The organism is Chryseobacterium koreense CCUG 49689, assembly GCF_001045435.1.
Classification (GTDB): Bacteria; Bacteroidota; Bacteroidia; order Flavobacteriales; family Weeksellaceae; genus Kaistella; species Kaistella koreensis.
Map to the genome: position 1 here is coordinate 110,877 of NZ_LFNG01000003.1, position 14,735 is coordinate 125,611.

Consider the following 14,735-nt stretch of genomic DNA (forward strand, 5'->3'; position numbering starts at 1 on the left):
CTCAGTAATTAACTGATTTTTTTGGTGAGGCAATCTTCTTCCCCCTTTACAATCTTTGTTTTAAAACCGGAACCACGGAATCTTTCCATTCATAGAAATCACCTGCAAAAATATGTTCTCTGGCGACTTTGACCAAATCCAAATAAAAGGCCAGGTTGTGAATAGATGCAATCTGTTTCGCCAAATATTCTTTTGAAACGAATAAATGCCGAACATACGCCTTTGAATATTCTCGGTCCACATAGCTTGTCCCGAATTCATCCAGCGGTGAAAAATCGTTTTTCCATTTTTCGTTTTTCATGTTCATCACACCGTTCCAGGTGAAAAGCATCGCGTTTCTGGCGTTTCTTGTCGGCATCACGCAGTCCATCATATCGATTCCCAAGCCGATAGACTCCAGAATATTCCACGGAGTTCCGACTCCCATCAGGTATCTTGGTTTATCTTTTGGCAAAATATCTGTAACTTCATTGGTGATCCGGTACATTTCTTCTTCGGGTTCTCCCACGGAAAGACCGCCAATAGCGTTTCCTTCAGCATTTTGTTCGGAGATAAATTCTGCAGAGATTTTCCTTAAATCAGAGTAGGTAGAGCCCTGAACAATTGGGAAAAGCCGCTGTTGGTGTCCGTAGATTTCCTGATTTTCATTCGTCCAGTCAATACATCTTTTTAACCAGCGATGGGTCATTTCCATGGAGGTTTTCGCCAGGTTGTATTCGCAAGGATATGGAGTACATTCATCAAAAGCCATGAAAATATCGCCCCCGATTTGCCGCTGGATTTCCATTGATTTTTCGGGTGAAATAAAATGGTAGCTTCCGTCAATATGAGATTTGAATTTCACACCTTCTTCGCTCATTTTTCTACTGGCAGAAAGGGAAAAAACCTGATAACCACCGGAATCCGTAAGTATGGGCAAATCCCAGTTCATGAACTTGTGGAGTCCGCCCGCTTGCTGCATAATCTCCATTTTCGGACGAAGATAAAGATGGTAAGTGTTTCCTAAAATAATCTGTGCTTTGATATCTTCTTTAAGCTCGTGCTGGTGCACGGTTTTCACCGAGGCCACTGTTCCCACCGGCATGAAGATCGGTGTTTGAATGGTTCCGTGGTCGGTGGAAATGGTTCCTGCTCTGGCTTTTCCGGTAGATGTTTTATTGATTTTGAAAAATGGGGACATATTTTTATCTGGCAAATGCGGGTACGTTTGGGTTTTCTTTGATTTTTTGGTCGATATAGGATTTTGCTTCCGGATGTTTCTCCAGGATTATTTTCTGGGCATTATCCAAAATTTTCTCTAGTTTTCCGGTCGCGATATAGAACTTATAACTTTCTGTGAATTGGTTTCCCTTGACATGGTATTTATTCAAGGTATAGCGGGTTGCATTTTCCAGGTTGGCTTCCGGGTCTATTATCCTGAGTTGGTCATTCATGGCAAACTCGGCGATGATTTCGGACATTTGGTCTTTTGGAATGAGGTTTTTCGGCTCGTCAATCAAATGCGAACAATTCACCATTAAAAAAGAAATGCAAACAAAAAGAAGCTTCTTCATAATTTTCCGATCAGCGATTTCCATTTTAGCCTTAAAACTCCGAAAACGGCTTCGTGAATAATCCCGCCGTTCATTTTGCTTTCGCCCAGTTCGCGGTTGGTGAAAATAATCGGGACTTCCACGATTTTGAACCCTTTTTTAAAGGCTCGGAATTTCATCTCGATTTGGAAACCGTAACCTTTCAGTTTGATTTTGTCCAAACCGATTTCTTCCAAGACTTTTCTTGAAAAACATACGAATCCTGCAGTGGTATCCTGTATCGGAAATCCCAAAATGGTTCTGGTGTAAATCGATGCACAGTAGGAAAGCAAAACCCGTCCCATCGGCCAATTCACAACGTTTACTCCTTTGGAATATCTGGAGCCGATGCTCATGTCGGCATTTTTGCAGGCTTCAAAAAGTCGGCTCAGGTCTTTTGGGTTGTGCGAGAAATCTGCATCCATTTCGAAAATATAGTCGTAGCCGTTTTCTAAAGACCATTTGAAACCGTGGAGATAAGCTTTTCCCAATCCGTCTTTTGTTTTTCGCACCGTCAGGAAAAGTTCGTCCGGATAAATTCGCTGAAGCTTTTTCACGATTTCACTGGTTCCGTCCGGAGAAGAATCATCCACTACTAAAATATGGAAATCCTCCTTCAATGCGAACACTGCGGAAATAATATTTTCAATATTTTCCTTTTCATTGTAGGTCGGAATGATGACGAGTTTCTTCACGCGCGAAATTAAGTTGCAAAGATAATCTTTTTTGGCTTTGGGCTGATTGCTGAAAACATAATGCCAAACGCCAAAAAGTATTCGTAATTCGCCAAAAGTCATTCCGGTCGATGTAGCGAGGCAATTGACATTCGCCAAATTAATCTTACTTTTGCAGAAAATTACAAATTGGTCCGGATTGCACAGCAAAACGACTGGGTGGTTTTCATTTTGGTCGGCTCTATTTTTCTTTATATTTTCATGCTGCTTTCTTTGCAGCGTGAATCTTCTGTGAGAGAGTTTTTGCTGCAGAAATTCCCTGATTCCTCCAATAATTTCCCAAGTTGGGTGATCATTAGTTTTGTATTTGTACTGCTCTTTTCAACCTTGGTTTCGCAGTTTATTCCGATAGTGCCTCGAAAGATTTCGGAAGTCCAAATCATGGGTTATGAATTGAATAAATTCGGATTCACCTTTTTATCGGTTTCTGGAATTTATTTCAGTAAAAATATCCTGAGCTACCTTTATTATGCAGGAACCGGTAACAGCAAAAAATGGAAAGTTTTCTATTTCGCGGCTTCCAAGATTTATTTTGTTTTTTCTATTATTTTAATGGTGGCATGTGTGGTGAAATATTTTTATGACATAGCATTATCAGTGGCTTTCGATATGCTTGTGGGCGGGTTTCTATTGCTGTTCGGCTTTAAGCTGATATTCTATTTCTTCCATAGAAACGACATATTGCCTCAAAAGTGGTATTATAAAATTTTGTATATTTGCACCCTCCAAATCACACCTGTATTGGTGTTATGGAAAATCTTATTCTTTTAATTGAGTTTGATGATGAAAATTAAATCTATACTGGTTTCTCAACCTGCTCCAAGTGAAACTTCGCCCTATCTAGAAATGGCCAAAAAGGAAAAAATCAAGATTGATTTCAGGCCTTTTATTCATGTGGAAGGAGTGGATGCGAAAGAACTTCGAACCCAAAAAATCGACCTTTCCCAATTTACAGGTGTGATTCTGACCAGCAAAAATGCAGTAGATCACTATTTCCGTTTAGCGGAGGAAATGCGTTTCGCGGTGCCGGATTCCATGAGATATCTTTGCCAGTCTGAAGCGATTGCAAATTATCTGCAGAAGCACATCATCTACAGAAAAAGAAAGATCGCGTTTGGCGAAAAGACTTTCGCCGATATGATGCCGCTTTTCAAGAAATTCCCGAATGAAAAATATGTAATTCCCGCATCAGATACTTTAAGTGCAGACATTGTGAAAGTATTGGAAGCTTCCCCGATTGAATGGACTAAAGCCACGATGTACAGAACTGTAAGCAGCGATTTGAGCGATATCAAAATCTCTGATTACGACATGCTGGTTTTCTTTTCGCGACAAGGAATTAGTTCATTGGGTGAAAACTTCAAGGATTTTAAACAAAATGACACCAAAATTGCGGTTTTTGGTGCAACAACCGAACAGGCTGCAAAAGACGCAGGTTTAAGGGTGGATGTGATGGCTCCCACAAAAGAAACTCCCTCAATGACGATGGCAATTGAGAAATACGTCAGAAACATGAACAAGTAGTTTCTTCCAAAAAAATAAACTGAAAACCGTTTTTTCAATTTGAAGAACGGTTTTTTATTTTAATTAAATGTTAACTTTACCCGATTTTATCTCAAAAGAATAATCAAATAATCCCATGAACGCTCCAAAAGCAAAAAAAATAGAGAAAATTCTTGAAATCCACGGTGACCGGCGCACCGACAACTATTTCTGGATGAATGAAAGGGAAAACCCCGAAGTCACCAAATATTTGGAGGAAGAAAATGCATATTGCGATTTCATGATGAAGGATACCGAAAGTTTTCAGCAGGAACTTTTTGACGAAATGAAGTCCAGATACAAGGAAGATGACCAATCTTTGCCGTATTTTTTCAACAAGTATTGGTACATCGTGAGGTTTGAAATAGGGAAAGAATATCCTGTTTTCAGTAGAAAGTTTGAAACCTTAGAAAATGAAGAGGAAATTTTGCTAGATGTCAATATTTTGGCTGAAGGACAAAAGTTTTTCGAAGTCGGAAGTGTGGCCGTTTCTATGGACAACAAACTGATGACCTTTTCCAGCGACAATATGGGAAGAAGGATCTATACCATTCAGTTTAAAAATCTGGAAACCGGAGAAATCCTTCAGGACCAAATCGCAAATACCACCGGAAAAGCAGTTTGGGCCAATGACAACCGACATATTTTCTACATTAGAAAAGATAAAAATCTGCGTGCCTTCCAGGTTTATATGCACGAACTGGGAACCGATTCCTCGCAGGATGTCTTGGTTTTTCATGAAGAAGACGACACTTTTGATGTGAATGTCTTTAAGTCAAAATCACTGGAATATATATTTATTTCAAGTTCCAGCACGGTTTCGGACGAGCAGCGGTTTATTCCTTCAGAAAATGTTTTGGCGGAATGGAAAATCGTGCAGCCGCGAACCAAGGATTTGGAATATTCGGTGGAGCATTTTGAGGACGAGTTCTATATCATCACCAATGCGGATAAAGCGACCAACTTCAAAATCGTGAAAACAAAAGTATCAAATCCCGGAATCGAAAACTGGAAAGATGTGATTCCGCACCAAAAAGAGGTGCTCCTGGAAGGTTTTGAAATCTTTAAAAATTATTTGGTTCTGGAAGAAAGAAGAGAAGGTCTTCTTCAGATCAAAATCATTGACCATAAAAATAATACATCGCATTACCTTCCGTTTTCTGATCCTACTTACACGGCTTACATCGGATTGAATCTGGAATTCGATACCGAAAAATTGCGGTATGGATACACTTCTTTGACCAAACCAAGTTCTACCTTTGAATATGATATGAAGCAGAAAACCACCAAACTTCTGAAACAGCAGGAAGTTTTGGGTGGGAAATTTTTTGCAGAAAACTATATTTCCGAAAGAATTTGGGCAAAAGCGAGAGACGGAAAGAAAGTTCCGATTTCTTTGGTTTATCATAAAGACACCCGGAAATCTGATGAAACTCCACTTTTGCTTTATGGGTACGGAAGTTACGGACATACTGTGGATGCGAGTTTTTCAAATGTGCGACTGTCGATTTTGGACAGGGGTTTTATTTACGCGATTGCACATATCCGTGGCGGAGAATATTTGGGGAGGGAATGGTACGAAGACGGAAAGTTGCTCCACAAGAAAAATACCTTTTTCGATTTCATCGATGCTGCGAAGTTTTTGGTGGACGAAAATTATACCTCGCCGAAACATCTTTATGCCATGGGAGGTTCCGCAGGTGGACTTTTAGTTGGAGCTGTGGTTAATTATGAACCAAATCTTTTCAACGGAATAGTGGCACAAGTTCCCTTTGTAGATGTGGTGACCACGATGTTGGACGAAGAAATCCCTTTAACCACGGGAGAATTCGACGAATGGGGAAATCCGAAAAAGAAAAAATATTACGATTACATGAAATCGTATTCCCCATATGACAATGTGGAAGCGAAGGATTATCCGAATATGCTGATAACTACCGGATTGCATGATTCGCAGGTTCAGTATTGGGAACCCGCAAAATGGACGGCAAAACTTCGGGAATTGAAAACGGACTCCAACATTTTACTTTTCAAAACCGACATGAGTTCCGGTCACGGCGGCGCGAGCGGAAGATTTGAAAGTTTGAAAGAGGATGCTTTGGAATATGCGTTTTTGATGAAACTGGAAAAAATAATTTAAATAAATAGCCACTGATGCACAAATAACTTTCTTTATAGTTGATAAATTTGTGCATTCGTGACCTTAAATAAATATGACAGAAACAGAATTATGGAGCAAGGTTGAAAAATTTTTCTCTGAAAATTTCGATACCGACAAGCATCCGCAAATAGACACGATTTTATTCCTAATCGGTGTTCAGGAATTGGGAAGCGGAAAACAGAAATATACCAAAGACGACAAGTTGAATATCCTGCATATTGCGGTTTGCAGATTGCTGGAACCTTTTGGTTATTTTAAGTTCACGCATTACGACGATGATGGCTATCCGCATTTTGAAGTGCTGGAAGATTTGCCGGAACTGAAACCGAATGAACAGCAGATTCTGATGAAAAAGGCGGTAATCCAGTATTTTATGGATGAAGGGCTTTTTTAATTCTATTTGGCAATAATTTCCTCCAGCTGGTTCAGCTGCATTTCAAAACCGGTTCGGAAACCCATTTCCAGGATTTTGTTCAGGTCTTCCAGCGAATTGAAATAGATATTGAAGGTCAGTTTGGTGCCTTGTTCAATCCCGGTGAAGCCAATCAGCCAATTCAAAGTGGGAAGGTCCGTATTTACGTTTCCGTTTTCATCTGTGAAAAAATCAGAGACGGCGATGCTTCTGTGGTTTTTGATTTCCTGGTACACCATTCCAGCGAACTGTTTCTCGTTTTCCGGACTCACCATCGCATAATTCCATTTTCCGCCTTCCCTGAAATCCATGTTTTTGGTTTCACATTTCCAGGGTTTCGGAGCCCACCATTGGTCGATCAGTTCTGGACGAGTGTAGTTGTTCCAGATTTCCGAAACATCAGAGGGGTAGATTTTCATGATGTATAATGAAAGTTGGTCTTCGTCTTTTGAAAAAATGATCGGAGAATTCATATTTTTAATTTTAAACAAATTTAAATCAATATTTTTTAAACGGCTGATTTAAAAACAAATAGCGCATGATTTCAAGAAAAATTGTTAAAAAAATATGTTTTAAGAGTTTTTACATAATATTTTAGCATATTTTTTGTTATGTTATTCTTAAAACCATTAATTTTAACAATTCAAATTAAAACCAGTTGAATAATAAGTTCATTCCTTTTATTTCTGTGTTGATGACAATTTCTATGATTGTTTTCGTCACGTTGCAGCTTTATTGGATTAAGGAGCTGTATTCCGCATTGAATCAGGATTTCTCCAACAAAGTGTATTCTGCAATGGAATCTTCTGCCATGAAGATTTCACAACTGGAAGTGGATAAATACCTTAACCAGGAATATAAGAACTTCGGAAAAAATGTGATCGCGGGGAACAATGCGCAACCAACGCAGTTTTACATCCAGCAGAATTCAGATTCAGCAAATCGTTCCACGATCACTTTTCAAAAAAGTATTGTTGAAAATCAAAATATCCCGATTTCGCAAAAAGGGGACAGTTTGAAACTTACCAAACTCTACACCGATGAGGGAATTCTGAAAATCAAAAAAGAAAGCAACTCCGAACCGCTGACTTCGCAATTGAGTAAAGATATCAGCAATAACACCTATGCTTTGCGGGAATTTGCGAAACTGAGCGCATCTAACCTGCCGATTGAAAAAAGGGTGGACGAAAAAACAGTGGATTCGGTGGTCGCCAAAGAATTGAAATTAAGCGGTTTGGATACCAAATTCGGTTTTGCGGTAATCGATAAGCACAACAAGATTACCAAAGTAGCCAACAAAATTTATAACGACGAAAAAGACAAAATCAATTACACCTATCCGCTTTTCACTGACAGCAAAGATGAGACACTTTATACGCTGGCTCTGGTTTTTCCAAGAAAAGATTACTCTTTGGCAAAAAACAATTTGCCCATGCTTCTCGGAACTTTTATGTCATTGCTCACGATTTTGGGGATCTACATCATTTCCATCAACTATATGATGCGGCAGAAAAAGATCTCGGATATCAAAACAGACTTTATCAATAATATGTCGCATGAGTTCAAAACTCCGCTGGCAACTATTTCTGTGGCGACCGACTCCTTGAGCAATGATAAAATAGCGACGAATCCCGAGAAAGTGAAATACTATTCACAACTCATCAAGCAGGAAAACCTGCGCATGAAAAAACAGGTGGAAAATGTGCTGAACATGTCGAAACTGGAAAGAAATGAAGTGCAGCTTTTCCTTAAAGAAACAGACGTTCGATCATTGATCAAGAAAATAACGGAATCTTTCGGTTTGATTGTGGCGCAGCGAAACGGAACATTGACTCAGGAATTCAATACCGAAAAATATGTATTCAAAATCGATGAGTTCCATTTTTCGAACGCCTTGGTGAACCTGCTGGATAACGCGAACAAATATTCGCCGGAAAATCCTGCGATCACTGTGAGAACAAGAAATGAAGGAAATTGGTACGTCATTGAAATTTCTGATAAGGGAATGGGAATGGATATGCAAAATACCGGGAAGATTTTTGAAAAGTTCTTCCGGGAGGAAACCGGAAATATTCATAATGTCAAAGGACAGGGACTTGGTTTGTCTTATGTGAAGAAAATCATTGAGCTGCACAAAGGGCAAATTTTGGTGGAATCGACAAAAGGAAAGGGAAGTACATTTACGGTGAAACTGCCGATGAGCTAAAATAAATGGGTTTGGGTTAATTTTGAAAATGGCAATCTGCCTCTGCGAAGACAGGCCTTTAACATGAAACCTGAAACAAAAGAAACATTAAACAAAATATTAAAGATATGAGCAACAGAATCTTATTAGTAGAAGACGACCAAAGTTTTGGTGCGGTATTGAAAGATTACCTGACCATCAATAATTTTGAGGTTACCCTCGCTACAGACGGCGAACAGGGATTGAAAGAATTTACAGAAAATGAATTTGACATCTGTATTTTCGATGTGATGATGCCCAAAAAAGACGGATTCACTTTGGCGGAAGAAGTGAAAAGAATCGACAAGAATACGCCGATCATCTTCCTCACCGCAAGAAATATGCGCGAAGATATTTTGAAAGGCTACCAACTCGGTGCTGATGACTACATCACGAAACCGTTTGACACGGAATTATTGCTTTACAAAATCAAGGCAATCCTGCAGAGAAGCGCCGTGTTGGAAGATGACGAACAGGAACAGTTCAAAATCAGCAACATTTTCTTCGACTCTATGCTGAGACAGCTCCGGGTAAATGACAATGAATACAAACTTTCACCTAAAGAGAATGAACTGCTGAAATTGCTTTGCCTGCACAGAAACGACTTTATGCCGAGAGATTTGGCTTTGAGAAAAATCTGGAAAAAGGAAAACTATTTCACTGCACGAAGTATGGATGTTTATATCGCGAAACTCCGAAAACTCTTGAAAGAAGATGATGGTATTGAAATCATCAATGTGCACGGTGAAGGATTTAGACTTTTGGTCAAAAATTCTTAGGGGAGAAAGGTCTTAATTAAAAAAAGTTCGGAAATTTTTCCGAACTTTTTTCTTGGTCTTTTACCTGATTATTTTGCTTCCACACAGAAAACGCGGTACTGGATCGCTACTGCGTTCTCGAAATATTTTTTGATGCTGGCCAAATCAGATGCGGCGCTTTGTTTGCTGAGGTAGCTTCCCGCCATCACTTTGTAGTTGGGTCTCAGCGATGCGTCTATTTCCACTTTCATATTGGGAAAACGTCTTCTGAAATACGTTCCCACTTCTCTGGCTTCCTCATTGCTTTTCACTACCGCCAGTTGGATTTTGTAGCCCATGATTCTGGGGTTTTTCCGGCAAATCTCAGCTTGTGACAATTCTCTTTCCGGAACGGCTATTTTCGGAATGTTATGGCTGTCATCTTCTGAAGAGGAGACGTTTTTGGTATTCGAAGTGAGGCATTTCTCCTCTTGGTTGACCAACATATCGTCGATTCTTTTATCCATCGAGATGGTCAAAGGCGTTCCTGAAATGGTGTCTTTTTTTACAACTTGTTGAGCTTCAATCAAGTTTAAAGAAAACAGCGATAAGAGGGCAATAATTTTTGTGAAACTTCTCATCAAAATTCTATTTTGGGCAAATTTAGTGAAATAAAAATTATGCCAAGCGCCTTTATTTAGAACCATTAAAAGGTGTTATTTAGAATAGTTACAAATTATGTGAAAAATCGAAATGCTCCCGTATCTTCTGTTAATTATGTGTTAAAAGTCTTATTTTTGCCAAATTGAAAAGTAAACTCAAGACATTTTAACAACCCAAGATTTTATAAATGATTAGTTGGAGAAAGCATTACAAAAAAGGTCTGGTCGCGATTGGATTATTGTTATCAACCAGTGCTTCTATTTACGCTCAAGGAGATGCGGCAAACGGTGAGAAGCTTTTTAAGGCAAACTGTACAGCGTGTCACGCATTAGACAAACAGCTTGTGGGGCCTGCTCTCGGCGGAATAGTTGAAAAAGTAAAGACCGAGCAGAATCTGGATACAGACTGGCTGCACAAGTGGATTAAAGACAATAAGGCGCTTCGCGCATCGGGCGACAAATACGCGAACGAAATCTTCGAGAAGTTCAACAAGGTGGAGATGACCCCGTTTCCGAATCTTTCAGAGCAGGACATCACCGATATTCTGGAATACACCAGCAATCCTCCAAAACCAGCAGAACCCGCAGCGGATGCAGCTGCCGCAACAGATGCGAACTCTTTCACAGCTATGGAGCAGGCGAAAAGAGACTCGATGAACGGAAAAGTCATCATCATTTCGCTTCTTGCCATCTGCGGATTACTTATATGGTTACTCGTTAGGCTTCGCCAGTTGGTTAAGCTACAGCAAACTGAAGAGCTTGAGGGGCTGAATGCTACCAGAGCAACTTCTTTCAGTGATCTTTACAAGAAATACAGTTACGTAGGAAAAGGAATTTTAACCCTTCTTGCCATTTTTGCCGCTTATGGAATTTGGAACTGGTTGATGTGGATCGGTGTTTACAAAGGTTACAAACCAGAACAGCCAATTTATTTTTCCCACAAAATCCACGCAGGAATCAATAAGATTGACTGCCAGATGTGCCACTCCAGCGCGAAATACGGAAAGGTTTCTGAAATCCCTTCGATGAACGTTTGTATGAACTGCCACAGAAACATCTCCGAATATCAAGGTAAATATTTTGAGCCAGGAAAGGATAAAGCTTTCTATGATGCAGAAATCCAAAAAATCTACGCTGCAACAGGGTGGGATGCCGGAAAACAGCAATATACCGGAAAAACCAATCCGGTAGAATGGGTGAGGATCCACAACATGCCGGACTTTGTTTACTTTAACCACTCGCAGCACGTAGTTGCCGGTGAACAGGCCATCATCAACTCTTTCAACAAGAAAAATCCAGACGCGAAAATCGACGTGGTTTGTAAAGCTTGTCACGGACAGGTAGATACCATGAATGTGGTGCAGATGGCAAATGATTTTACCATGGGATGGTGTATCGAATGTCACAGAACAACGGAGGTTGATATGAACAATGGTTATAATAAAGAATACTTCAAAAATCTACACGATAAGCTGAAAAAGCAATATCCTCAAACTGAAGGAAAAATCACCGTAGATGCCATTGGAGGTCTTGAATGTGGTAAATGTCATTATTAATATTAAAAATTAGAAGTATCAATGGCTTCAAATAAAATAAAATTCAGAAGTATCCACGAGTTGCAAGATCCAACTTTGACAACAAGGTTGGCCCAAAAAGAATTCCTCGAGGAAATTCCCGTGGATGAAAAAACAGGAGAACTAAAATCTAATGATTCCGAAAAATCAGGAACCTCCCGCAGAGACTTCCTGAAACTTTTAGGATTTTCCACTGCGGCGGTAACTTTGGCAGCTTGTGAAGCGCCGGTGATTAAAACAATTCCGTATGTGGTGAAACCGCACGAAATTATTCCGGGAGTCCCTAACTATTACGCTTCAACCTATTTTGACGGGTTTGATTTTGCAAGCGTATTGGTGAAAACCAGAGAGGGAAGACCAATTAAGATTGAGCCGAATCCTATGGCGAAATCTCTAGGTAAAACCAATGCGAGAGCTCAGGCTTCGTTGCTTTCTCTTTATGATAATGACAAGATCAAGCAACCAAAATTGAATGGAAAAGACGAGACTTTCGATAAAGTTGATGATTTCATCCTGAAAGAATTGTCTGATTCTGCTGCGATGGGTAAAAAGATTGTTTTGCTTTCGCACTCTTTCGCTTCTCCAACCTTCAAAAAGTTATTTGAAGATTTCAAAACAAAATATCCAACGGCAGAACTCGTAACTTATGATGCTTTCCCTTACGCAGCGGCATTAGATGCAGCTCAGGAAGTTTTCGGACAGAGACATTTGCCAGTTTATGACTTGTCTAAAACCCAATTGGTGGTTTCATTCAATGCAGATTTCTTGGGCGATTATAATGGTGGTTCACTCGAAACCTCTTACGCGGCCGCTAGAATTCCTGGTGCGAATATGTTGAGACACATTCAGATTGAATCCAATATGTCTTTGACCGGAGCCAATGCAGATACCAGAATCCAATTGAAGCCAAGTGCTGTAAACAAAGTTTTGGTGGAGGTTTACAACGGTCTGAATGGTGGTTCAGTAAGCAAGGAAGCAGGAGAAATCGTAAAAGAACTTCAGGCAAAAGGATCCAATGCAGTGGTTTTTGCAGACGGTTCCAAAAGTGCTTATGTTTTGGCACACTTGATCAACCAGAAATTGGGATCCACCGCTTTCACAGGAAAAGCAAATCTTTTGAAGGAATTTGATGGGGCTAAATACCAGGAGTTTTTAGGCTGGATGAATTCAGGAACTGTTGGCGTCTTAATCGCAAACAACGTGAATCCAATGTATTCCAGCAACAAGGCGGAAGATTTTAAAAAAGCCGTTGCGAAAGTAAATTGCGTCATCGCGATCGCTGACAAGAAAAACGAGATGTACAAAGCTGCGAAAGCAGTGATCCCGGTTGCAAACTGGTTGGAATCTTGGGGAGATATGACGCCTCAAACCGGAGTTTATACTTTGATGCAGCCGACCATCCAAAAGATTTACAAGTCAAGACAGATTGAAGAATCGCTTTTGGTTTGGATGAATGGAAAAAACAATCCGGCGAATAATTATTATGACTATTTAAAAGCAAATGCTGCCACCTTAATTGGTGGAACTCCTTTCAACAAGGCATTATATAATGGTGTTTTGGATGGTGGAAATACGGCAACGCTTTCATATACCGGTGGAAATGGAGCGCAAGCGGCAAGTGAATTGGGAGCTTTCAAAGCGTCTGATTTGGAATTGCAATTGTACACCAAAACCGCAATGGGTGATGGAACTCAGGCAAATAACCCTTGGTTACAGGAGTTGCCGGATCCGATTTCCAGAATGACTTGGGACAATTATTTGACGATGTCGCCAAATGATGCCAAAAAACTAGGAATCAAGAATTCATTGAACGGAAGAATGCAGCTGGACGGTTCTAAAGTAAACCTTACTGCAAATGGGGTGACCATTAAGGATGTACCTGTTTTTGTTCAACCCGGACAAGCCGACGGTTCTGTGGGACTTGCTTTGGGATATGGAAAAAAGAATTCTGGAAAAGTCGCTGATACTGGAGTTAACGCATTCCCATTATTTGATGGTTCAAACACTGTTCTTTCAGGAGTTACTATCGAGAAGACTGGAGACATGCATGAGTTTGCAGGGATACAGCTTCAAAATACATTGATGGGTCGTTACGAAATCGCAAGAGAAGTTCCATTGGATACTTTCCTTAACGTAAAGTTTGACGACGAGAAACTGGGTTGGAACAAACCTTTGGAGTACCACACCATCGGTGGAGCTTTGCCAGCGGGAAAAGTGGACCTTTGGGATGCTTTTGACGATACAGACGGACCACACTTTAACTTATCCATCGACTTGAACTCCTGTACAGGATGTGGAGCTTGTGTGATTGCTTGTCAGGCAGAAAACAACGTTCCAGTTGTGGGTAAAGCCGAGGTGAGAATGTCCCGAGACATGTTCTGGCTGAGAATTGACAGGTACTACACCACCGATATTCCAGAAGGAATGGATACCAACAAAGACGGCAAACTTTCTCAGGAAGAAGCTGTGGATGCAGGTCTGGATGTTCCGGGAATGTATGGACATTTCTTGGACAAAGAGAGCGGTATCTTGAACCATCCTTCAGATAATCCGGATGTGATTTTCCAACCGGTGATGTGCCAACACTGTAACCACGCACCTTGTGAAACAGTTTGTCCTGTTGCTGCAACTTCGCACGGAAAACAAGGCCAAAACCAAATGGCTTACAACAGATGTATCGGTACAAGATATTGTGCAAACAACTGTCCGTACAAAGTAAGAAGATTCAACTGGTTTACCTATAACCTTAATGACAAATTCGACTATAACCAAAATAATGATTTGGGAAGAATGGTTCTGAATCCGGATGTAGTGGTAAGAACAAGAGGGGTTATGGAGAAATGTTCAATGTGTATCCAAATGACACAGAACGTCATCCTGGAAGCCAAAAAAGAAGGAAGAGTTGTAAAAGACGGTGAATTCTCCACTGCTTGTGTGAATGCTTGTTCTACTGGAGCGATGCAGTTTGGTGATATGAATGATAAATCATCAAAAGTTCGTTCGCTTTTCGGTAGCAACAGAAGATATACCTTGCTTGAGGAAATCGGTACAAAACCAAACGTTTTCTACCACACCAAAGTAAGAAACAGAAAAGAAAATAACGTTTAAATAATAAATA

General features: G+C 40.2%; 13 protein-coding genes. 8 read left to right on the forward strand and 5 right to left on the reverse strand.

What is annotated here, in order from left to right:
* Positions 1–46 precede the first annotated feature (46 nt).
* From tgt to ACM44_RS02460, 3 genes are read right to left on the reverse strand one after another with little or no spacing between them, the layout of a single operon-like run.
* Positions 47–1,180, reverse strand: coding sequence for a tRNA guanosine(34) transglycosylase Tgt (gene tgt / locus ACM44_RS02450; RefSeq protein WP_048498520.1), 1,134 nt, complete (start codon positions 1,178–1,180; stop codon positions 47–49).
* Between the two features lie 4 nt (positions 1,181–1,184).
* Complete coding sequence (locus tag ACM44_RS02455) at positions 1,185–1,553, reverse strand: DUF4296 domain-containing protein (RefSeq protein ID WP_048498578.1); 369 nt, start codon at positions 1,551–1,553, stop codon at positions 1,185–1,187.
* Complete coding sequence (locus tag ACM44_RS02460; protein WP_048498579.1) at positions 1,550–2,266, reverse strand: polyprenol monophosphomannose synthase; 717 nt, start codon at positions 2,264–2,266, stop codon at positions 1,550–1,552. Before ACM44_RS02460 ends, ACM44_RS02455 begins: the two co-directional genes overlap by 4 nt.
* Before the next feature lie 168 nt (positions 2,267–2,434).
* On the opposite strand from ACM44_RS02460, the gene ACM44_RS02465 reads away from it, so the two are divergent.
* From ACM44_RS02465 to ACM44_RS02480, 4 genes are all read left to right on the forward strand, one after another.
* Positions 2,435–3,076, forward strand: coding sequence for a DUF4271 domain-containing protein (locus ACM44_RS02465; protein WP_221247303.1), 642 nt, complete (start codon positions 2,435–2,437; stop codon positions 3,074–3,076).
* Between the two features lie 12 nt (positions 3,077–3,088).
* A complete protein-coding gene (locus tag ACM44_RS02470; protein ID WP_048498522.1) occupies positions 3,089–3,829 on the forward strand; it encodes a uroporphyrinogen-III synthase in 741 nt (246 codons plus the stop codon).
* 115 nt (positions 3,830–3,944) lie between these two features.
* Positions 3,945–5,987 carry a S9 family peptidase gene (locus tag ACM44_RS02475; RefSeq protein WP_048498523.1) on the forward strand — a complete coding sequence of 681 codons (2,043 nt, stop codon included), beginning with the start codon at positions 3,945–3,947 and terminating at the stop codon, positions 5,985–5,987.
* A gap of 73 nt (positions 5,988–6,060) precedes the next feature.
* Positions 6,061–6,402 carry a hypothetical protein gene (locus ACM44_RS02480; protein ID WP_048498524.1) on the forward strand — a complete coding sequence of 114 codons (342 nt, stop codon included), beginning with the start codon at positions 6,061–6,063 and terminating at the stop codon, positions 6,400–6,402.
* Positions 6,403–6,404: 2 nt separating this feature from the next.
* Here the strand turns inward: ACM44_RS02480 and ACM44_RS02485 are convergent, their stop codons facing one another.
* Entirely contained in the window at positions 6,405–6,893 is a 489-nt protein-coding gene (locus ACM44_RS02485) for an SRPBCC family protein (RefSeq protein WP_048498525.1), read from the reverse strand.
* 185 nt (positions 6,894–7,078) lie between these two features.
* Here ACM44_RS02485 and ACM44_RS02490 point away from each other — a divergent pair, with 185 nt between their 5' ends.
* Complete coding sequence (locus tag ACM44_RS02490) at positions 7,079–8,626, forward strand: sensor histidine kinase (RefSeq protein WP_048498526.1); 1,548 nt, start codon at positions 7,079–7,081, stop codon at positions 8,624–8,626.
* A 107-nt stretch (positions 8,627–8,733) separates the two neighbouring features.
* Positions 8,734–9,423 (forward strand): response regulator transcription factor, encoded by a 690-nt coding sequence (locus ACM44_RS02495; RefSeq protein WP_048498527.1) that lies wholly within the window; start codon positions 8,734–8,736, stop codon positions 9,421–9,423.
* 68 nt (positions 9,424–9,491) lie between these two features.
* Here the strand turns inward: ACM44_RS02495 and ACM44_RS02500 are convergent, their stop codons facing one another.
* On the reverse strand, positions 9,492–10,022 hold the full coding sequence (locus ACM44_RS02500; protein WP_048498580.1) for an SPOR domain-containing protein: 531 nt from the start codon (positions 10,020–10,022) through the stop codon (positions 9,492–9,494).
* A 209-nt stretch (positions 10,023–10,231) separates the two neighbouring features.
* Here ACM44_RS02500 and ACM44_RS02505 point away from each other — a divergent pair, with 209 nt between their 5' ends.
* On the forward strand, positions 10,232–11,599 hold the full coding sequence (locus ACM44_RS02505; RefSeq protein ID WP_048498528.1) for a c-type cytochrome: 1,368 nt from the start codon (positions 10,232–10,234) through the stop codon (positions 11,597–11,599).
* A gap of 21 nt (positions 11,600–11,620) precedes the next feature.
* The gene (locus tag ACM44_RS02510; protein WP_048498529.1) at positions 11,621–14,725 is read left to right on the forward strand and encodes a TAT-variant-translocated molybdopterin oxidoreductase; all 3,105 of its coding nucleotides are present in this window, start codon (positions 11,621–11,623) and stop codon (positions 14,723–14,725) included.
* The last annotated feature ends 10 nt before the right edge of the window (positions 14,726–14,735 follow it).